Origin of the sequence: Aeromonas sp., assembly GCF_051657805.1 — a bacterium.
Taxonomy (GTDB): domain Bacteria; phylum Pseudomonadota; class Gammaproteobacteria; order Enterobacterales; family Aeromonadaceae; genus Aeromonas.
Map to the genome: position 1 here is coordinate 94,855 of NZ_JBOFLJ010000047.1, position 19,150 is coordinate 114,004.

Genomic DNA, 19,150 nt, shown 5'->3' on the forward strand with positions numbered 1-19,150 from the left:
GAAGTAGATGAAAAAGCAATTATCCATACTGGCCATACTGGTCGGCGCCAGCCTCAACGCGCAGGCGGCACAAGGTTCCTTCTTCACTATTGTCGATGTATCTGACAAGGCATATGCCAGCGGGATCAGCATCAATGATAATAGCCTCATAGGGCTCAACGTTGATGCCAGTGGCACACATACCAACAACACGGCAGAGTACTTTTCGACTGTACAGTTTGCTGATTTTCTGGCTGATCGCTTCCGCTTTACTCTGAATGGGTATGGTAGTGAAAGTTGCCTATTGTCTAGTGCTGTTTGCAGTTCATTTTGGGAGGATACTAAGAATTTTGCTTATCAATGGCGTCAAGATTTTCTTCTTGGCATTGATCAACGCCAAAATGTTGGCGTGAAAACAACGAATGAAACTGATGGTTTTGTGGTTGCAATGGGGGGGGATAGTAGTACCTATGTGGGTTATAAAGCATCTCCCAATGCAGTAAATGGTACCCCGAATAGCCGGACTGCCTTTGCAGTCTTAAGCAGTAACCCTGGTAGTCCAATTACATTGGAAGGAACTTATAAAGTTAATGGGGTCAATGTTTTTAGCTCGGCGAATGGCATCAAAACGATAGATGGCCATATCTTGGTGACGGGCACAGCTGCAACGGGGAAAAATAAGGGCGTCGGGACTGACGGCTATAACCGGTGCTATAGGAGTGATGCAGGGGAATATGAATTTATCTATTGCCCGGGTTTGGACACCCAAGCAAGCTTCTGGATGTTGAATGACGCTGGCAATGTCGAGGGCTTGTTGCAAGCCAGCGATTATGGTCGAGAGGATAATTCTGTTGTACAGACAGCCGCCGCACTGGATGTTGCAAAATACAATGGTTCCGTATATGGAGTGGGGTATTCATCGACAGGGGAGGCGGGAGACGACTTCTTGAGTGGTCGTAATTTAGCTAGTTACTGGAACTTGGATCTAAATGCTAAAACGATGGGTTCCACCCGGATTATCCCGCTGCCACAAGGGGAGCCAGGAAAGGATGATGCACAGTTACAGCATAGCTGGGCGGTGGCGGTTAATGGTAACGGTTATGTGATCGGCAACCAGCGCTATCGGATCAGCAAGGGCCAGAACCGACCGGTCGAGATGTTCCTGTATGACCTGAAGACCCCGTCCAACTCGGCCGTGGTGCCCTTGCAAGACAAGCCGATCTCCGGCTCTGGCTCCGAGGCGGCCGGCATCAACGATCACAACATGGTGGTCGGCTGGCGCGATTCCCGCCATCAGACCCAGCCCGTAGTCAATGGCACCAACCGCATGCAGGAGGCTTTCCTGCTCAACGCGGCGGCCCCGAACAACAGCTGGTATCTGAACGATCTGATCTGTGGCCTGGATGATGCGGGCAACAAGCAGTGTGCCCAGAATGGCAAGTACTACCACATCGCCTTCGCCAGCGGCATCAGCGCCGATGGCACCATAGCGGCGACCGCTTATCGCTACGACAGCGAGAGCGATCTGAAGAACCGCACGAACGCGACCGTAGTCGCGGTGAAGCTGGCGCCGACCGTGAAGGATTATCAGGGCAACACGCCGGCCAACTATGTGGTGAGCAATGCACCAGGCAATAACCAGACCGGGCAGGATAGTGAAGGGGGTGGTGGTGGCAGCCTGTTCTGGCTGACGCTGCTGGCCCTGCCATTCGCCTGGCTGCGCCGTTATCAGCGCTAAAAAAGGGGGTCATTAAAAGTTAATGCAGTTCAGTATCTTGTGTCACATTGGCTGAATAGCATGGAAATTTTTGTTTGACCCTGCTCCCCCCCTGGGGTAAAGATGAAAGCGACCGGTGAAAACTTGGTCGCTTTTTTTGTTCCACGAAGAGGGTCGTAGATGATGAAGAGACAGAAACGGGACCGTCTGGAAAGAGCTCGCGCTCGTGGTTATCAGGCTGGCGTTGTCGGCAAACAAAAAGAAGCCTGTCCGTATCAATGCCTGGATGCCAGAGGCCATTGGCTTGGTGGTTGGCGCGATGCCATGGAAGGGCGAGGCTCAGGCCTCTTCATGAAGTAATTGTTACTTCATCACTCATTGAAACGAGAAAGGGGCCATGATGGCCCCTTTACGTTGCTGTCTCTCACCACAAGATGGATGTGCTGCAGAGAGAAAAGGGGCCTCTCTCTCGGCCCCTTTTCTCGGTGATCCCAACCCGGATCAGAAGGCGGTGGTGTCCTTGAACAGGCCCACTTTCAGGTCGGTTGCACTGTAGATGGGACGACCGTCCACCTCTACCACACCATCGGCAATCCCCATCACCAGCTTGCGGTTGATGACGCGCTTGAAGGTGATCTTGTAGGTGACCTTCTTGGCGGTCGGCAGGATCTGGCCGGTGAATTTCACTTCACCCACACCGAGTGCTCGGCCCTTGCCGGGGCCGCCTTTCCAGCCGAGGAAGAAGCCGACCAGCTGCCACATGGCGTCGAGGCCCAGGCAGCCAGGCATGACGGGATCACCCGGGAAATGGCAGTCGAAGAACCAGAGATCCGGCGTGATATCGAGTTCGGCCAGGATCTCGCCCTTGCCATGCTCACCGCCGTTGTCATTGATCTTGACGATGCGATCCATCATCAACATGTTGGGGGCGGGGAGTTGGCTGTTACCTTCACCAAATAATTCGCCACGGCTGCAGGCGAGCAGCTCTTCACGGGTAAACGAGTCTTTGCCTTGTTCACACAGGGAAAGGCGGGGATTGGTGTCGTTATCTAGGGTCACGCTGATTATCCTTCATATGGGTCAAAGCCGGGCCAATTTAGCGTACAGTTGTTCGCTAAACAACTCCGATCTCTTTATTACAAGCCAAACAGGCGGCCAAGCAGGCTGCGCAGCAGTCCGCTCTTGGGCGCCGTGCCATTGAGTTCATCCAGTCTTTCCTGGATCCGGCCAAACAGGGTATCCGGCATGTCCGGTTCGCCCGCCACGCAGCCGGTCAGCAGTTCGATGGCTTCCTCCACGTGATCCACCGGATGGATGTGGAATTGACCCGCCTCGACGGCGGCGATCACCTCGTCGGACAGGTTGAGCTGCTGGGCGTTGGTGCCGGGCAGCAGAATCCCTTGCTTGCCGGTGAGACCATGGATCTTGCACACCCGGAAGAAGCCTTCAATCTTCTCGTTCACGCCGCCCACGGCCTGTACGTTGCCAAACTGGTCGACGGCGCCGGTCACGGCGAAGTGCTGATAGATGGGCTGGCGGGCGAGGGCGGAGAGCAGGGCGCACAGACCGGTCAGGGAGGCACTGTCACCGTCGATCTCGTGATAGGACTGCTCAAACACCAAGTTGGCCGAGAGGGGGGAGGGATTCTCGGCGCCAAACTTGTTGGAGAGATAACCGTGGATGATCATCATCGCCTTGGCGTGGATGTGGCCGGCAAGCTCCGCCTTGCGTTCGATATCCGCCACGTCGCCATCCCCCAGATGCACGGTCGCGGTCAGCCGCACTGGCTCACCGAAGTCGTAAGGGTGACCGGCCACCTGGATGACGGAGAGGCCGTTGATTTGGCCCACCTCCTCACCATCGGTCTGTAGCAGGATCTGGCCATCGATGACTCCCTGATCGGACTGCTCCACCAGGTAGTTGAGGCGATAATCCTGCTCCTCCAGTGCCAGCACTATGTGTTCGTCGGTGACGGCTTCGGCCTCCATCTCTCTGGCCAGGCTGTCTGCCATGCGCATGAGGGCGCTGAGTTGCACCTCAGACAGGGCGAGCCACTCCTGATGATCGCACAGCCGGCTTGCATGACGGCACAGGGCGAGGAGGGCGGCCGGCGTAAAGTCCAGCAGATTCCAACGCATCCGCAGCCAGGCTAGGTATTGCAGAAACTCAGGCAAATCCTCCTCGATGTTCACCTCGGAGACCAGATCGGCCCGCAGGAAGATGCGCTCCGACATGTCTCTGTCCAGCATCTGGAACTCCGCTACCTCGAGACGATCGCCTACCAGAATCAGCTTGAACCGGATCGGGGTTGCTTCGGGCGTGAAGAAGGGGGTGAGTGTCTTGCCTTCCTGATAGGCGTTCCAGTCCAGCTCGCCCTTGAACATGGCGTTCTTGAGCTTGAACCAGAGATGAGGCTGATCCAGCAGCTCGTCGAGCTGGAGGATGAGATAGCCGCCATTGGCCTCGCGCATCAGTCCAGGCTCAAGCAAGTGCTGGTTGGCATACACAGAGCCTTGTTCGGTCTGGTAATTGATGGAGCCAAACAATGTGTCCCAGTTCAGATCCCGGCCATAGACAACCGGAGCCTGTTGCTCCTCATGATGGATCAAGAGGTTGATGAGTACCGGATGCTGGAATTCGAGCCCTTGGGCAACATGGGCCGCCAGGTCGGAGAGGAAATCAACGATCTTGGGGTCATTTTCCTGCTTGCGAATGATCCGTGTGACCAACCGCTCGGCGTCCAGATGGTGGCTCATCAGCTTGAGCAGCTCGCCAACCATCTCGCAGAACTCGAATCCGGTGCCGGGCTGCAGACGCAGCCAGATAGGCTTGAACGGGTTGTTGAGGTTCTCGGTGTAGCAAAGGTCGAACAGATCGCCATCCTTGCCGTTGGAGGCGGCGATAAGTGTCTGGCAGACGTGCTCGTAATCCGCGCCGGGGAATCCATTGAGCAGCATGACCGGGCAGTCACCGTCAAAACTGGCCAGTCTCTTGATGCCTGAAATGGCCCTGGGTTGCAGAGCGGCGAAAGGGATGGGTTCGAGTTCACTCAGGGCAGGAAACTGCTCAATCGAGAAAGCGGGTTTTAATTGTTCTGATGTTAATTCAGCCACTTAAGACATCCGGTCGGGGATAGGATCAATTGTTCCCATTATACACAGTTCGATGGGTGGAAAAAGGAAACCAATACACTCTATTTAACATAATATACATTATGCGCGGTTAGGTCAGGCCCGGGACTTGGCGCCAGGAGCACAGCCATACCAAGGGCTAGCGCCGCACTGGTGCCCTTGGTGTACTTTGCCAGGATGTCGTACCAAGCCTGTTTTAGCTCGGGATCAGTCTCTCTGACTGCCGCCATGCTTAACAGCACTTCGCTGACATCCAGGCCAGCTTCCTCAGCCATCTTTTTCGCAGTCGCATCAGTGAGTTGCGACTTGCCGTGATTAATCGAGGATATGTAAGAGCTGGTAAATCCTAGGTCGGCGGCGACTTCCTGAAACTGGCTGTACTTTTTGGCCCTCATGTAGGCCAGAAGCAGCGTTTTCGAGTCCATGTTTCTGTCTCCTGAGTAGTTCGACAATCGGGCCCATCATACCGATTTTGGCCAAAATAGCCCCGTTTCTATTTAAGTAGTTACATGATTCAATCCACTTAAGTAACTAGTTAAGTACATAAGCCATGACCTACTTTAGCCCACAGAACACTGATTTGCCTGCGTTCCAGGAGCGCAAGGTCTATTGGCAGGATGAGCCCACGGGCGACATTTCCGCGTGTGTGGCGGGTCAAGTCGAGATGTTCCGCGACCTGCACGAGCTGCGGATCTACCTGGTCATGACGTACCCCGATACCGCCTTTGAGCTGGTCGAGGTCACCGAAGAGACCTGGCAAGGCTTCTATGACCAGGGAGTGTTCTTTGATGACTGGTCATAGCTCCGTGATGCCGATAAATGGGGTTATCGGCAACAAAACCCTGATCGACTATCTGTCCTTTACCTGGGCACCCGAAGAATTGCGCCGGATGACCGACTTGGCCAAGCAAGGCGCACTGCTCAAGGCCATCCCGCGCTTTGAGACCAGCAACAAGGCTATCCAGGCCGCCTTCTCCGCCTTGCCGGTCGATGGCCTGCGCTACCTCTGGAAGCGCCCTGCCGGCTTCAACCCCCTCGCCCACTTCGACAAGGTGAGCGAGCGCCTGTGCGAGAAGGTCGCGCCCAAGCCGCTGGCGGTGCCCGCCCCCTCCCCTGTGTGTACGCCCTCCATGACGGAAATGATGGAGCGTGCCCTGCACTCCGGTTACAAGTCCCGCGCCGACATGCGCAACGAGCTGAAAAGCGTCTGCACTGCCCTCCTCGACTTCTCCGAATTCGAGGTGGTGCCCGATGCGAAATACTGGCAGACCTACAACGACATGATCGACAGCTACGGTGTCCAGTTCCTGGATGCCCTCTGCTGCGCCGAGATCGATCTCTGGCTGGAAGAGTTGAACCAACGGATTGGGGTGCCCATCCCTGCCCCGCGATTCAGCAAACGGGATCGCCGCTCCGGTCTGCACGGTTACGCCCACTCGGCCGACCTGCTGTGTGATGGATTGCCCTGTGGCCTCATCGGTTGGGGTGCGGCTAACCATGGCTGCATGGTGAGTTTTTCCGGCGTGGGTTGTGCCGCCCTGGATCTCCAGGCTTTGCACGATGTTATCTCTCACGTTCCTGGTATTCGCATAACTCGGGTGGATCTCGCCCTGGACGATTACCAGGGAGAGACCATTTCTTACCTGGAAGCGGTCGAGTCGGCCAAGGCGGGCCAGTTCCATCCGCAACGGGGCAAGGCGCCCTGCTGGATGGCCATCGAGTCCGGCGAGTTCGTGCCCGTCGAGGTTGCCAAGGGCATCGTCAAACGCTACGGCCTCAAGCCCTCCAAGGGCTGCTCCTTCTACGTGGGCAGTCGCATCAATGGCAAGTGCGCCCGCATCTATGAGAAAGGCAAACAGATGCAGTCGGCGGATTTCCCGAATTGGGTGCGGGCCGAAGGCGAGCTGCACAATAAGGATCGCGTCATTCCCCTGGATGTGCTGATAAACCCTGATCCCTATTTCGCGGGCATGTATCCGCAATTTGCGTCCTGGTTGGAGCAAATCGCCCAGGTAGAGAATGAGCCTATCCGCATCACCACCTTTAAAAACCGCTTTAAAACTTCGCGGGATAATGCGGTGTTCAATATGTCGAGAATGGCGGGCCGCCTTGTCAATTGGTTAGCGAATATTGAGGGGCTATCCCCAGACAAGATCGTTAACCAATTAACAGCGCACCTGGAACCGTTGGATATTCCCGCGCGGTTAAGAATGCCATTACCGCCCGATATTATATCGGGTGACTATATGCTGCTATCGACCTAAACAAGGTTCTTCAACGAGGAAATAACATGTCTATTCTGTCCGGTGTTCTGGTCACTCGTGTGACCCATGGTTATGGTGTATCCCGTAAGTCTGGCTCTCCAGTGCCCTATGATTTCGCCCAGGTGGAATATCTGGCTCCGGCGAATAATGTCAACAAGCCGGAATGCAATATCACCTCCTGGGGCTATGAGGTTCGCCAATTGGCGCTGCGCAATGACGCCGCCACCATTAAAGATCTGTCCGACTGCCCGAAATTGGTGGCCGTGGATCTTGTCCTGGAAGCCGACCCCAGTAATCCGACCCGCAACGTGGTAGTGGCCTTCCAGGCAACCAAGAAACCCCTCTAATACGCGGCGCGCGAGGAGGAGGAGCGAGGGCGCGCAGCGACCGACGACGAGAGCGCGAGAATATGCTCTGTTTAGATATCACCGCTGAGGGATATACCAGACTCGCTCAGCCGGATAACTGTCAATATGTGCTCCTGACGATTCAGGAGCATTCCAAACTCACCGATATATCCAACTGGTTTCAGTTTGATATGACGGAGGTAGGAATAGCCTTTAGCTCTGGCATTGTTATATGGGCTTTAGGTTTAAAAGTGGGCGCAATTGCCCGAATAATCGTAGGTGCAAAAAGAGGATAAACGAAAATGCAAAATTATTTCCGTAATGGCTGTATCGCCCTGGCGGGCTCCGTGGCTGCAATGGGTGCCAATGCTGCTGATGGCGGTATCGCTGCCGCTGCCGGGGCTGCTCTGGATGCGGCTAAATCCGATGTGGATATGACAGCTCCCAAGGTGATGATGGTCGTCGCCTCTGTGGTGGGCTGCGTTATCCTCCTCGGACTTATCCGCAAGGCCTAAGCCATGTCCCTGCTCATCGGGACGCTGTGGTTTTTGTTCTTTGTCGAAGGCTACAGATCATCGTTTTCGATATGACACAAGGCGGCTTCGGTCGCCTTTTTTATTGGGGGTCGTGTGAGAGTTCTTTATTTGCTGCTCCTGGTGCCGCTGAGCGCGCTGGCGAGCTGTCCAATGGGCCTTCAGCTGTCTAATGTGCCGATAAGCGTTGAGCTGCCGTTCTGCGTTAAATGGGAGTCATCCAGCCTGGGTGGTTGTGCTGTGGCTTGTCCGGATGTGTGTGTCGAGATCCCTGGGGCGGGCACCAAGGGCCCCATTCAGACAACGGGGAGTGAATGCAAGCTCGGTGGCAGTGAAGGTGGCAGTGAAGGTGGCGGTGAAGGAGAAGGTGGTGGTGAAACGCCAAATCCTGGTAATGGGGGATTCAGCACGCCGCCCAAGCTCGTCGGCGAAATGAATATTGGTGGCAGCAATATTACCAATATTTCCTCTGGCTTTAATTCCTTACTAAATGAATCTTGGTGGATAAAGTCTGGCATTGGCGATATTAGGCGTAATTCTTTTGACTTAAACACTCATGCCATATCCATCCAGGAAAACACGGATAAGATGGCTTTTCACTTAAAGTTTCTTTCAGATAAAGCGATAGAGTCATCGGATAAGCTGGATGCAAATTTCAAGTCGGTGCTGGATGCACTTAATTCTGGCGGTTCGGGCTCTCCTGGTGACGGTGATTCAAAAATATATAACGAACTGAGCCAGCTCCATATTGATATGTTTGGCCAAAATTTCGCTGAGAATAGCGGTGGCTTTAGCATGATGGCTCAGTTGAGAGGCTTGTCATATGATGTTTTGTCGATGAAAGATCGAGTGCATGAGGCTGCCAGTGATATACATAATCTTTATACCTATGTGATGCCGGACTTGAGAAATAACAGCATTGAAATGAACCGTAATGTTAAGAGTATTGCCGATGCTATCAAGAATGGCGGTATTGGCGGAGGTGATGGTGGTTCATCCGGTGGCGGTCTGGGGCAGGCATACTGGGATAATAAATTCGGTGAAGCGTTTGGGCGTTTAGATAGGGATTATTTTGGCGGTACTCAAAACATTGACCGTTCGACCAGCTCTATGGCTCAAAACATGGCTGCAATGACGTCACAGCTTGGTCTGAATGGTGTCAATGGCCATCTAATTGACATCAAAGAAGCGCTTAAATCTGGCGGTTCTTCTGGTGGTGAAGGCGGTGGGGATATTGATTACTCAAAAATGCCAGGTGCAGCGGGTAATCCATTACAGGTGGCGGGCGCCGAGTATGAATCCGGCTTGTGCCAGGAAGGTGATAATTGCGCCTTTGACTTGGGCAATATAAATAAACAGTATGATGATAAAAAGGAAGAGCTTAAGGATAAATACAAGGCGATAAAGGATGAAGTTGCCGAGATATTCAAATTCGATTTGAGCGGTTCAGGTTCGGTGCCCAAATGCTTCGAGCTGTATTCACTATTCGGTAAATCCTATTCGGTGTGTCCATCGGTGGGCGGCTATTGGGAAGCGTTAGCGGCCATCATGATGTTCGTATTTTACTTTCTCGCATTGATGATTGTTGCCAGGAGATAAATCATGGAGTGGTTAGGCGATTTGTTTAGCGGGTTATTCAATGACATTTATAACCTTGCTGTCCAGGTAACTGCCTGGATTGCGGTTAAGCTGGCGATCCAGTGGGTTGAGTTCAAATTGTTTATGCTGATGTTTTCTTGGGACGTTGCCAGGGAAATCTTGATTAACCTGCAATTCAGCGACTTGATCTCGCAGTCCTTTAATAACCTACCGAGCGATGTGCGAGACATATTGCTCTATCTGCACCTGGACAAAGGCTTGTCGGTGATTACACAGGCGTTTGTGACCCGCCTCTTGCTCAATATTATGGGGTGGTGATCCATGTCCATTAAAATCCACCACGGCGCCCCTGGTTCTTATAAGTCCTCCGGGGCCATTCATACCGATGTGATCCCGGCTATCAAGGCAGGCCGCTTTATCGTTACCAACGTGCGGGGCTTCTCGGTAGAGCGTTGCCGTGAGGTACTCGGCAAAGAGGTGCCGGATAGCTTTGAGGTGCTCTATATCGAGACGGAATCCCAGGAAGGCCGCGACCGTTTGGCAAGGTTCTATCACTGGGCACCCAAGGGGGCATTCTTCCTGGTCGATGAAGTGCAGCGAGTATTTCCGCCTGCCTGGCGCCAGAGCGATTTGGATGCACTCGCTTTTCCTGGAGGGCCGGATAAAGCCAAGGAAGAAGGCCGACCGGAGACCATTGAGGTGGCCTTTGATATGCACCGTCACCATAACTGGGACTTTGTATTAACGACTCCGAACATCAAAAAGGTTCACCAGGTAATCCGCGCAGCTGCCGAGACAGCCATTCGTCACACCAATATGGCAGTGCTGGGGATTGGTGGCCGTTATAAGACCGTGCTTCACCTCTCCGATAACTCCGGCAGCTCTATTTCAGATGTGCTGCAGGCCAAGCCATTCAACAAGGTGCCTAAATATGTTTTCAAACTTTATGACTCGACTACAACCGGTAAAGTCTCGGATACAATCGCAGGCAGCTCGGTACTGCGAGATCCTAAAGTTCTCTTTATTCTGGCGGTGTGGGGACTCTGTTTATACTTTGGCTTCATCAAGCCTGAATATGTTGATGCTCCTGCTAAGGCCCCTGCGCCCTCTCCTGCCGCTTCTGAGGCTCCTGGGGCGGTGGGTGCTTCGCCCACTGCTGATGTACGTCCTAGCGGCGCTCCTGCTGCGTCTGCTGATGGCGTCCTTGCTGTAGGCCCGTTCGCGGGTTATCGCCTCATCATTAACTGCCATGTGCTCACCAAGAGCAGCCGAGATGTCTACAGCGTCGAATACTGCTTTGCCCTGCGCAAGGGCGACGACGAGCAAGCCATCTATGCTGAGGAGTGGCCACAATACTTCGTCGATTTGAAGCCGATGACGGCCTGCCATGCGGTGATCCAGTACCAGGGGCAACCCGTGGATGTGTACTGCGACCCTGACGGGGATGCACTGCGCAAACGGGTCAACTCCGCCCTCTTCGCGGGTCGGGATAATAAGGCGGCACCCAATGATGACCGGACATGACAAGGTGGTCGAATATTGCTACCGCGATACTGGGTTTCTTATGTTAAAGGCAGGGGTTTCAGAATGAATATGGTGCTGGGTGTTATCGTTGTTTGCCTGGATATTGCCATCCTGGTCGCTCTGGGGATGAATGCTGAGTATTCCGACGAGGTGCGCTGGGTCTGCTTTGCCCTGGTGGCGCTGTTCTCACTGCTTCCCCTGCTCTGGCTCTTTGGGGGCTACATCATGGAGCTAGAGATGATGTGGCAACACCACTGTCGCGCTAAACGCCGTGCTGCTGCCGCTCGTCTCAAGAATGGCCGCTGACTTCCAGGAAGTTGGGCACCCATAATCTGCCGCAGCCCATCAGCATATGGTGAGCTGCGCGAACCATGATCAACGCCTTGCCGGAGGGCGCTTGCGTCCCGAGGACCTATGCCCCTCAAGTGTCCGCCTCCCCAGGGTGATTCACGACATTGAGCGTCTACGCGGCAATATCCCCTTCCCTGCTAAACCGGCTTTTGAGGTATTCTGGCTCAGAAGGAGGTAAACGCTGCAGCGCTACTGTGAATAGAACTGATCAGAGATTATTTTATATAATTAAGCCGTGAACATAAATTCAATTATTGCCATGTTAATTTTAGGGGGAGTAAATGGATAGTAGGACTAGTGATTTTGATTCGGTTTTTATTAAAATACATGAAAATCAAATTTACTTACAGAAGCAAATTATACTTCTTCAACAGGAGGAGGAAGCGCGACAAAGAGCGCAGCACATTGAGGGACTTAAAACAATATACTGCAGCGCATGGTCAAGCGCGGCCACATATACCAACTTGATTACACTCGCCGGTTATGCCGGTTTTTTTGGGCTGCTTTCTATTGTAAAGGATCATATTGCACCTTTTGGACTTGTTCTCTCCTCGTTTTTCATTGGGATCTCACTAACTATTTTTGTTCTCTACGAAGTGTTTAAAATGGCGCATAATAATATTCACTTTAAGAAAACAATTTCTTTAATTAACGAGAGAGGTGAGAATTTAGTTGAAGGTATCAACCAGCATGCAAACAAATATAGCGCTCTCGACAGTAAAGTTTGGATTTATTCATTCATTCCCACGGTAGCATTTGGATTGCTTGGTGTTTTAACCATCCTATATTTCTTCTTTTTATCTATTCATGAGATGTTGCTAACACAGTTAGGCTAGATGTGCTTGGCAACCACCCCCCCGTGTAGTAATACGGGGGGAATTCCTTGCACAGAGCCTACTGGCACCCTGGATCACATCTTTAGTGGTTTGTTCTATGCTGTAGTAACTTATTGACTCCATTAACTATAAGGGGGTTGTTGTGGCACTTTTCTACTTTGTGAACAAAAATCCCGAGGAAAATGGTGATCATGAAGTGCATGCTGCTTACTGTGACCAGCTGCGCAAGATGAAGGATCCAGTGACTGACCTTGCTAACCTAGGTTTTCACGATCATTGCGACACTGCGGTGGCTGCGGCGAAAGTGAGTTTTCCAACAGCAGACGGGTGCTTTTTCTGCTGTAAGCCTTGCCATACCAGATAAGAAAAGGGGGCTTGCGCCCCCTCCCCTGTCTAGTTAATGCCCAACTTCTTCCTCCAGTAGAAAGCTACCATCTGTCGTTCTGATCTCTCCGCCTGGATGACGGCCATCGCCTCGATCCTTCGCCTGTCGTACGTCACGCCGTTAGGTGCAACAAGGCAGTCATTCTTCATCCGCCAGCCTTCCCAGGCTTTGAAGATGGTGGGCAGCTCCCGCCCCGATGCCATCCGCATTAGCCGCTTACAGACAGGTGGGATCTCTTTACCCTTATCCCAATTCGTGACTTGCCTCACAGAAACGAAACATAAATTTGCCGTCTCTTCCTCAGATAAACCGCACTCGAACCAGCGAAAAATGAAGTTTTTGGTCAACTCTCGTTCCATCCAAGTAAATACCTGATAAACCAGCAAAATTGCGTGGGCTGGCTTATCGGCAGGTTTCAGATGGGCATTTAACAAAACCGGACATTATGCGCGGTTTTAGTGGTTTGTTATGGATGGCTCATTCGTGCAGATGGTCCAGAGGTTTGTGGTTGGCACTCTCGTGGCGTTCGCTGTGGCCGGTATGCAGGTATTTGGAGGTGGTGTCTATGCTGTCGTGACCCGCATCGGCTTGTACGTGGGACAGCGGTCTGCCGTTCAAGTTGATGTCGTGGGTGATGCCGGTGTGGCGGATGGAGTGTGGCGTCAGGCTGCGCATCTCGGCGGCATCCTGGGCAAAGCCATCCTGTTCGGCCAGATTGGCCGCCTGCTCGAGCACCGCCATCACCAGCTCCCGTAATTGGCGGATCCCGAGGTTGGCATTGAGCTCGCCTTGCTCTCGACCGTGGGCCGCGGCCTTGTGGCGTATGAAGAGCGGCGTCTGCTCGTTGGGCGCCGGCAAGGGTGATAATCCTAGGAAGGTGCGATAGCGTTTCAGCGCATCCAGCAAAGCCTGGGAGACCGCCACGGTGCGCCGTTTGCCACCCTTGCTGCGCGGGATGAAATAGCCCCAGACGCCCGTCTTGCCGTCGCGGCGGAACTGACCCATGACGGGACTGAAGCCGGGTCTGGCCGCCACCTCGGAGATCCGCAGATAACAGGCGTACATCAGGCAGATGAGAAAACGGCTGCGCTCGTGCTGGGCCGGGTTTTCGCTGGCGAGTTGCTCGGCCGCCTGCATCACATAGGCCCACTGCAACTCGGTAAAGGATTGGCTCTGCTCCTCCAGCAATGGCTGCACGGGGCGATTGACCCGTTGCAGCAACAAGGCGGGATTGCGGTCCATATACTCTTCCTGGACGAGGAATTGAAAGAAGCTCGAGAGGATGGCGAGCTTGGTCTTCATGGCTTGTTCGCTCAGGCGGTATGGCAGCTCGCGACCCAGATCCCGCTTGCCCAGAAATGGCCGCCACTGGGGGTTGGGCAGCCGTTCTCCCCACTCCTTGTCCTGCACGAACTGGGCAACATTTCGGTAAGCGATCAATTCCTGTGGTGGTGACTGGCAGTAGTCGAGGTAGCGCATCATGATGCGCCGGGTGAGATTCTTGGGACTGATGGCCATCTCGGCGAAACACCAGTGAAAAAAGGTGGTCAGTTCGCTGCGATAGGTCTTGTAGTTGTTCTCGTTGTGGCGTTGCTCCAACAGCCAGTCGACGGCCAGCTCGTAGACGAGCCCCGCATCCGGTACATCCCCCAGGCTGAGATTGGCCAGATACTGGTTGACCAGGGGGTTGCCCGCCTCCAGATGGAGCAGGCTATCGAACAGTGGCATGGCGGGTGGCAGAGACGGATGAGTCATGGCGGTGCTTATGGTTGTGAAAAAAGGTGTGAGATGGCCCAAACCTGATGCCGATAAATGGGGTTATCGGCATCATTGCCCAGAATGGCGGGATGGACACCTGTGCTGCCTGGCAGCCTATCCATCGCCGAGCTTTTCATTTATTCAATGGATATGCAGCCTGGTTGGAAAATTCTCGGGGTAAATACCGAGAAAAGTGAATTAAAAGTCTTATTTTATGAATGGGGCGCGTTTGTTCTGATGTTGCCAGTCTTCGCGCACCCTCCCCTCAGGCCACGCTCTTGAGCGACTTTCCCTTGGGCTTGTCAGTGGCCTCGGTTTTCTCTTCTCTGGGTGGGATCCCCTGCCCTTTCCCCCCCCGCAAGACGCTTTGCAGCAGATCCCGCTGCTCGGCCAGGTAGAAGGCCAACCCCTCTTGCTGCTCGGGAGCCAGCTCAACCGGCGCGCCGGCGAGCAAGGTCATCAGCTCATCGGCGGTATCCAGCAGCTTGTCATAGGCATCCGCCTCTTTCTTGCTGGCAAAGGTCATCTTCTCCACTCCCCCACGCACCACAACATACTTGATCTCAACGGCCATACTGGCGTCCTCCTCATGGTAGTGAGGATAATTATATGTATGGATATACAGTATTGCAAACGGCTAGCCGTCGAAGGCACCGGCGAGGAGCAAAGCCGCCACAGTGTTAAAGCCAGGGGATGGTAAAGCAAGGCAGGTTAGCGCCCGCAAGCCATTATCGGCGCGCAACATGATGACACACTTTTCTTGGTGCCGGCCCTCGCCAGGGCAAGACAGCTGGCCGGTTTTAGGGTAAATTTTGTCAATTCCTTCAACAGGTTGAATCGTATGTCGGATACCCGCTCCGTGATCGTCTGCCCGGCCTGCGACTTGCTGATCGAACGCAAGTTATTGCCGCTGCGCCGTCACGCCCACTGCCCCCGTTGTCATCAGCATCTGTACGGGCGCTATGCCTTTCGCTCCTCCCAATTGATGGCGCTCACCATCACCGGGCTGTTGTTGTTGCCGTCAGCCTTCTTTGAGCCCCTCCTCTACCTGCGCCTGGCGGGTGTCAACTCGGACGCCAACCTGGTCAAAGGGATACTGGTGCTGCTGGGGGAGAACGAATTCTGGGTGGCGGGGCTGGTGCTTTGGTGCGCCGCCCTGGCGCCCACGGGTCTCTTGCTCGGGATCTTTGCCCTCGCCTCCGGCCTTGCCAAGCGCTGGCACATACTGGCGCCGACCCTCAGGGCGGTGGAGGTGTTTCGCCACTGGGCCATGCTGGAGGTCTATATCGTCAGCCTGCTGGTCGCCCTGTTCAAGCTCATCGACATCGCCGACGTGCGGTTGGGAGGCGGTCTGCTGAGCCTCGGGATCCTGATGTTGCTCAACATGACGCTGCTTATTCTGTTTGATCCCTCCCCCTACTGGGAGAAGATCCCCCTTAACACCCCCTCACAGGAGCCTGACCATGAGCCAGACCAGCGCCCGTGAGCTGGGGCTCTGCCGCTGCCACACCTGCGGCCTGCTGGTGCGTTATCAGCCGGGCGCAAGCTGCCCCCGTTGTCACAGTCATCTGCAGATGCGGATCCCCCGCTCCCTCGCCTGGTCCTGGGGCCTGCTGGCGCTCGCGACCTTCATGTTGCTGCCCGCGAATCTCTTGCCCATCACCCACTTCTACAACAAGGGGTTATTGCAGTCAGATACCATCTTCAGCGGTATCATGGCGCTCTACCGCAGCAAGATGTCAGGCATCGCCACCATAGTGCTGACCGCGAGCATCATAGTTCCCATCGGCAAGATCCTGGGGCTGGGCTGGATCTGCTGGCAGTTGCAGCGGGCCAAGCCGGTGCGGCGCAAGCGCCAGCTCATCATGTATCGGATCATCGATTTCATCGGTCGCTGGTCCATGCTGGATCTCTTCGTCATCTCGCTGATGGTGGCTCTGGTGGATCGGGGGGTCTTGCTGAACGTGCGGGCCGGCCCGGGGGCCACCGCCTTCGCCGGCGTGGTGGTGCTCACCATGATGTCGGCGCGGATGCTGGATACCCGTTTGCTGTGGGACAAGGCGTCTCGCTAGTCTATTTTTCGTCTGTATCTGAGGTGCCGTGTACCACGGCCCATGTAAGGAGTCGGTATGGTCGGGGCTGAACCCGTCATTGAGAAACACCGCTGGTTATCTCCAGTCTGGTTATTGCCCGTGATCGCACTGCTGCTGGCGGGGGGCTTTCTCTACCAGCAGTGGACCAACAGCGGTCAGCTCATTCGCATCAACTTCGCCCAGGGCAACGGCATCTTGCCGGGCAAGACCCAGCTGCGCTATCAGGGGGTGGCCATCGGCGTCGTGCAGGATCTGGAGCTGGCGGCCGACGGTCGCAAGATAGCCGTGCTGGCCAAGGTGGACAGCCGTGCCCGTTCCCTCATTCGCAAGGGCTCCGATTTCTGGCTGGTGAGCCCCAAAGCGTCCCTCACCGAGATCTCCGGCCTCGATACCCTGGTCTCCGGCAACTACATCAACCTGCAGCCCGGGCGGGAGAACAACCCGCTGGAGGATGAGTTCGATGCCCTGGACGGCCCTCCCCCCGGCTATCAGGCCCAGGGGCGCACCCTGCACCTGACCGCCGATTCACTCGGGTCGGTCGGCATCGGTGCCAAGATCTATTTCCGCGGCATCGAGGTGGGCAGCGTCATTAATACCCGTCTCGGCGAGGAGAACCAGAACGTGATCCTGGATCTGGTGATCGAGCCTCGCTTCGAACACCTCATCAAGACCGACACCCGTTTCTGGAATATCAGCGGCATCAAGGGCTCCTTCAGCCTGGAGGGAGTCAAGGTGGAAGCCGGGAGCCTCACCTCCATACTGAGCGGCGGCATAGCGTTTGACTCCCCCAAGGAGTCCCAGGTGGCGCAGAAGGGCCAAACCTTTGTGCTCTACAAGGGCCTGGCCGAGGCGGCCCGAGGGGAGCGCATCGAGATCCAGGCAGGCAGCCTGCCCATCAAGGAAGGGATGCCCATCCTGTTCGAGGGCATCGAGATCGGCCGCATCGATCCCATTCGCCTGACCGAGTATGGCCGGGTGGTGACGGCGCTGATCAACCCGGAGCAGGCATTTCGGGTGACCGGCAAGAGCCGCTTGGTGTGGGAGGCGATCTCCCTCTCCCCCTCCGGCCTCAAGCATGCGGATCGCCTGCTGGCCGGCCCCGCCATTCGTCTCGATTACGTGGCCGGCGATCGGGTCAAGGCCATGACCCTGGAGAGCCAGGGGCAAGTGGGCGGCATCCCCCTGACTCTGCAGGCCGACGATCTCGCCGGCTTGAGCGAGGGAGTCCCGCTCTGGTTCAAGGGGTTGCAGATAGGTCAGGTGGGCCCCCTCAGTCTGGATGCGAGCGGTAACGCCAGGGTAGCGCTTCGGGTGGAGGAAGCCTATCGCCACCTGTTGAACCGGGCCCGCTTCTACCGGGCCTCTCCCCTGCAGATCGATGCGAGCCTCGCGGGGATCAAGGTCGATACCAGCCCGGCCAGCGCCTGGCTCGGGGGGGGCGTCAAACTCGTTCAGGCGCCGGCGGGCGAGCGGATCGACAGACTCTATCCCAGCGAGGAGCTGGCCCTGCTCGGTACGCGTCACGCCAAGCCACAACGCTGGCTGCTCCGTGCCGAGCAGGCCGACGGGGTCGGCATCGGCTCCCCCGTGTTCTACCTGGGGCTGGAGGCCGGGCGGGTCAAGGCGCTCAAGGCGGACGCCAAGGGGGTCGAAATTGCCCTCGAGATTGATGCCACTTATGCCCCCCTGCTCAAGCAGCAGCCCCAGTTCTGGAAGAAGGCGGCCATCGACGGCAAGATCCGGCTCGACGGGGTGCAGGTCAAGATGGGCAACCTCGCCACCCTGCTGCGGGGCGCCATCGAGTTCGACCGCCTCGGCACCGGCCGCAGCAGCCATCAGCTGTTTGACAGCAAGGAACAGGCTCAAACCCAGGTGCGCACCCTGACCCTGGTGGCAGACACCAACCCGGGTCTCGGAGTTGGCAGCCCCATCCGCTATCGGGGTGTGGACATCGGCAAGATTGAGCAGGTTTTGCTGGATCCCTCCCTCGGTCAGGTGAGCTTCAAGGCCGAGCTCGACAACCAATATGCCGATCGCTTCCTGCAATCCGGCGCCCGTTTCACCCTGGTGCAAGCCAAGCTGGGGCTGGGTGGCGTCTCCCACCTCGACACCCTGATCAAGGGATCCTTCGTCGAGGCGAGCCCGGGTCAGGGTGCCGGCAAGGAGCGTTTCCCCCTGAGCCAGAGCGGCCCCACCGGGTTGGCCCTGACCTTGAAGAGCCCCTCCGTCAGCGGGATCAGCGTCGGCAGCCCCCTGCTGTTTCGCAAGCTCGTGGTGGGCAGCGTGACTAAGGTAGCCCTGGCCCGGGATGGCAGCGAGGTGCTGATCGACGTGAGCATCGACAGGGAGTATGCCCATCTGGTGCGGGCCAACAGCCGTTTCTGGAATGTCTCCGGCGTCAAGGCCGACATCGGCCTCACCGGCGGCACCATAGAGGTGGAGACGGTGCAGAGCCTGCTGGCGGGCGGCATTGCCTTCAACACCCCGGAGCGGGAGATGGGCCCCACCGTCAAGGGGGGTCACAGCTATCTCCTTTATGGCAAGGCGGAGAAGGAGTGGCTGGAGTGGAGCCCCCGCATCCAGCCTTGACCTCTCAGCGAGCAAAAAACCGGCCCTTGGCCGGTTTTTTATTG

20 protein-coding genes are annotated in these 19,150 nt (G+C 55.7%); 14 read left to right on the forward strand and 6 right to left on the reverse strand.

Going from position 1 to position 19,150, the window contains the following annotated elements; translation table 11 throughout:
• The first annotated feature begins 7 nt into the window (after nucleotides 1-7).
• Together ACRCYW_RS15195 and rmf are read left to right on the forward strand one after the other, a co-directional pair.
• Nucleotides 8-1,717, forward strand: coding sequence for a DUF3466 family protein (locus ACRCYW_RS15195; RefSeq protein ID WP_438550892.1), 1,710 nt, complete (start codon nucleotides 8-10; stop codon nucleotides 1,715-1,717).
• A 159-nt stretch (nucleotides 1,718-1,876) separates the two neighbouring features.
• Nucleotides 1,877-2,056 (forward strand): ribosome modulation factor, encoded by a 180-nt coding sequence (gene rmf, locus ACRCYW_RS15200; protein WP_005315693.1) that lies wholly within the window; start codon nucleotides 1,877-1,879, stop codon nucleotides 2,054-2,056.
• Between the two features lie 141 nt (nucleotides 2,057-2,197).
• On the opposite strand, the gene fabA is transcribed toward rmf, so the two are convergent.
• The 3 genes from fabA to ACRCYW_RS15215 form a co-directional block, all read right to left on the reverse strand.
• The gene (fabA, locus tag ACRCYW_RS15205) at nucleotides 2,198-2,755 is read right to left on the reverse strand and encodes a 3-hydroxyacyl-[acyl-carrier-protein] dehydratase FabA (RefSeq protein ID WP_438550893.1); all 558 of its coding nucleotides are present in this window, start codon (nucleotides 2,753-2,755) and stop codon (nucleotides 2,198-2,200) included.
• Nucleotides 2,756-2,832: 77 nt separating this feature from the next.
• Entirely contained in the window at nucleotides 2,833-4,809 is a 1,977-nt protein-coding gene (locus ACRCYW_RS15210) for a Lon protease family protein (protein WP_438550894.1), read from the reverse strand.
• Nucleotides 4,810-4,889: 80 nt separating this feature from the next.
• On the reverse strand, nucleotides 4,890-5,252 hold the full coding sequence (locus ACRCYW_RS15215) for a helix-turn-helix domain-containing protein (protein WP_438550895.1): 363 nt from the start codon (nucleotides 5,250-5,252) through the stop codon (nucleotides 4,890-4,892).
• 125 nt (nucleotides 5,253-5,377) lie between these two features.
• Here ACRCYW_RS15215 and ACRCYW_RS15220 point away from each other — a divergent pair, with 125 nt between their 5' ends.
• The 9 genes from ACRCYW_RS15220 (at nucleotide 5,378) to ACRCYW_RS15260 (ending at nucleotide 12,281) form a co-directional block, all read left to right on the forward strand.
• A complete protein-coding gene (locus tag ACRCYW_RS15220; RefSeq protein ID WP_438550896.1) occupies nucleotides 5,378-5,629 on the forward strand; it encodes a hypothetical protein in 252 nt (83 codons plus the stop codon).
• Nucleotides 5,595-7,091, forward strand: coding sequence for a replication initiation factor domain-containing protein (locus tag ACRCYW_RS15225; protein ID WP_438550897.1), 1,497 nt, complete (start codon nucleotides 5,595-5,597; stop codon nucleotides 7,089-7,091). Before ACRCYW_RS15220 ends, ACRCYW_RS15225 begins: the two co-directional genes overlap by 35 nt.
• 26 nt (nucleotides 7,092-7,117) lie before the next feature.
• Nucleotides 7,118-7,438 (forward strand): hypothetical protein, encoded by a 321-nt coding sequence (locus tag ACRCYW_RS15230; RefSeq protein WP_438550898.1) that lies wholly within the window; start codon nucleotides 7,118-7,120, stop codon nucleotides 7,436-7,438.
• 302 nt (nucleotides 7,439-7,740) lie between these two features.
• Nucleotides 7,741-7,953 carry a Flexible pilin gene (locus tag ACRCYW_RS15235; protein WP_438550899.1) on the forward strand — a complete coding sequence of 71 codons (213 nt, stop codon included), beginning with the start codon at nucleotides 7,741-7,743 and terminating at the stop codon, nucleotides 7,951-7,953.
• A gap of 129 nt (nucleotides 7,954-8,082) precedes the next feature.
• On the forward strand, nucleotides 8,083-9,570 hold the full coding sequence (locus ACRCYW_RS15240; RefSeq protein ID WP_438550900.1) for a hypothetical protein: 1,488 nt from the start codon (nucleotides 8,083-8,085) through the stop codon (nucleotides 9,568-9,570).
• Nucleotides 9,571-9,573: 3 nt separating this feature from the next.
• On the forward strand, nucleotides 9,574-9,888 hold the full coding sequence (locus ACRCYW_RS15245) for a DUF2523 family protein (protein ID WP_438550901.1): 315 nt from the start codon (nucleotides 9,574-9,576) through the stop codon (nucleotides 9,886-9,888).
• A 3-nt stretch (nucleotides 9,889-9,891) separates the two neighbouring features.
• On the forward strand, nucleotides 9,892-11,094 hold the full coding sequence (locus tag ACRCYW_RS15250) for a zonular occludens toxin family protein (protein WP_438550902.1): 1,203 nt from the start codon (nucleotides 9,892-9,894) through the stop codon (nucleotides 11,092-11,094).
• Between the two features lie 63 nt (nucleotides 11,095-11,157).
• Entirely contained in the window at nucleotides 11,158-11,400 is a 243-nt protein-coding gene (locus ACRCYW_RS15255) for a hypothetical protein (protein ID WP_438550903.1), read from the forward strand.
• A 326-nt stretch (nucleotides 11,401-11,726) separates the two neighbouring features.
• On the forward strand, nucleotides 11,727-12,281 hold the full coding sequence (locus ACRCYW_RS15260) for a hypothetical protein (RefSeq protein ID WP_438550904.1): 555 nt from the start codon (nucleotides 11,727-11,729) through the stop codon (nucleotides 12,279-12,281).
• Between the two features lie 393 nt (nucleotides 12,282-12,674).
• Here the strand turns inward: ACRCYW_RS15260 and ACRCYW_RS15265 are convergent, their stop codons facing one another.
• The 3 genes from ACRCYW_RS15265 to ACRCYW_RS15275 form a co-directional block, all read right to left on the reverse strand.
• Nucleotides 12,675-13,025, reverse strand: coding sequence for a DUF3653 domain-containing protein (locus ACRCYW_RS15265; protein ID WP_438550905.1), 351 nt, complete (start codon nucleotides 13,023-13,025; stop codon nucleotides 12,675-12,677).
• A gap of 118 nt (nucleotides 13,026-13,143) precedes the next feature.
• Nucleotides 13,144-14,421 (reverse strand): tyrosine-type recombinase/integrase, encoded by a 1,278-nt coding sequence (locus ACRCYW_RS15270; protein WP_438550906.1) that lies wholly within the window; start codon nucleotides 14,419-14,421, stop codon nucleotides 13,144-13,146.
• Nucleotides 14,422-14,689: 268 nt separating this feature from the next.
• Nucleotides 14,690-14,998: a YebG family protein gene (locus ACRCYW_RS15275; RefSeq protein WP_438550907.1), complete on the reverse strand. Its 309-nt coding sequence runs from the start codon at nucleotides 14,996-14,998 to the stop codon at nucleotides 14,690-14,692.
• A 267-nt stretch (nucleotides 14,999-15,265) separates the two neighbouring features.
• Here ACRCYW_RS15275 and ACRCYW_RS15280 point away from each other — a divergent pair, with 267 nt between their 5' ends.
• The 3 genes from ACRCYW_RS15280 to ACRCYW_RS15290 are packed head-to-tail and all read left to right on the forward strand — an operon-like array spanning nucleotide 15,266 to nucleotide 19,106.
• A complete protein-coding gene (locus ACRCYW_RS15280; protein WP_438550908.1) occupies nucleotides 15,266-15,910 on the forward strand; it encodes a paraquat-inducible protein A in 645 nt (214 codons plus the stop codon).
• A complete protein-coding gene (locus tag ACRCYW_RS15285) occupies nucleotides 15,888-16,496 on the forward strand; it encodes a paraquat-inducible protein A (RefSeq protein ID WP_438550909.1) in 609 nt (202 codons plus the stop codon). Before ACRCYW_RS15280 ends, ACRCYW_RS15285 begins: the two co-directional genes overlap by 23 nt.
• A 57-nt stretch (nucleotides 16,497-16,553) precedes the next feature.
• Nucleotides 16,554-19,106, forward strand: coding sequence for an MlaD family protein (locus ACRCYW_RS15290; RefSeq protein ID WP_438550910.1), 2,553 nt, complete (start codon nucleotides 16,554-16,556; stop codon nucleotides 19,104-19,106).
• Nucleotides 19,107-19,150: the final 44 nt, after the last annotated feature.

Coding starts and splice junctions, on each gene's coding strand:
- ACRCYW_RS15195 (WP_438550892.1), top strand. CDS start 8: ATGAAAAAGCAATTATCCATACTGGCCATACTGGTCGGCGCCAGCCTC.
- rmf (WP_005315693.1), top strand. CDS start 1,877: ATGATGAAGAGACAGAAACGGGACCGTCTGGAAAGAGCTCGCGCTCGT.
- ACRCYW_RS15215 (WP_438550895.1), bottom strand. CDS start 5,252: ATGGACTCGAAAACGCTGCTTCTGGCCTACATGAGGGCCAAAAAGTAC.
- ACRCYW_RS15220 (WP_438550896.1), top strand. CDS start 5,378: ATGACCTACTTTAGCCCACAGAACACTGATTTGCCTGCGTTCCAGGAG.
- ACRCYW_RS15225 (WP_438550897.1), top strand. CDS start 5,595: ATGACCAGGGAGTGTTCTTTGATGACTGGTCATAGCTCCGTGATGCCG.
- ACRCYW_RS15230 (WP_438550898.1), top strand. CDS start 7,118: ATGTCTATTCTGTCCGGTGTTCTGGTCACTCGTGTGACCCATGGTTAT.
- ACRCYW_RS15235 (WP_438550899.1), top strand. CDS start 7,741: ATGCAAAATTATTTCCGTAATGGCTGTATCGCCCTGGCGGGCTCCGTG.
- ACRCYW_RS15245 (WP_438550901.1), top strand. CDS start 9,574: ATGGAGTGGTTAGGCGATTTGTTTAGCGGGTTATTCAATGACATTTAT.
- ACRCYW_RS15250 (WP_438550902.1), top strand. CDS start 9,892: ATGTCCATTAAAATCCACCACGGCGCCCCTGGTTCTTATAAGTCCTCC.
- ACRCYW_RS15255 (WP_438550903.1), top strand. CDS start 11,158: ATGAATATGGTGCTGGGTGTTATCGTTGTTTGCCTGGATATTGCCATC.
- ACRCYW_RS15260 (WP_438550904.1), top strand. CDS start 11,727: ATGGATAGTAGGACTAGTGATTTTGATTCGGTTTTTATTAAAATACAT.
- ACRCYW_RS15265 (WP_438550905.1), bottom strand. CDS start 13,025: ATGGAACGAGAGTTGACCAAAAACTTCATTTTTCGCTGGTTCGAGTGC.
- ACRCYW_RS15270 (WP_438550906.1), bottom strand. CDS start 14,421: ATGACTCATCCGTCTCTGCCACCCGCCATGCCACTGTTCGATAGCCTG.
- ACRCYW_RS15275 (WP_438550907.1), bottom strand. CDS start 14,998: ATGGCCGTTGAGATCAAGTATGTTGTGGTGCGTGGGGGAGTGGAGAAG.
- ACRCYW_RS15280 (WP_438550908.1), top strand. CDS start 15,266: ATGTCGGATACCCGCTCCGTGATCGTCTGCCCGGCCTGCGACTTGCTG.
- ACRCYW_RS15285 (WP_438550909.1), top strand. CDS start 15,888: ATGAGCCAGACCAGCGCCCGTGAGCTGGGGCTCTGCCGCTGCCACACC.
- ACRCYW_RS15290 (WP_438550910.1), top strand. CDS start 16,554: ATGGTCGGGGCTGAACCCGTCATTGAGAAACACCGCTGGTTATCTCCA.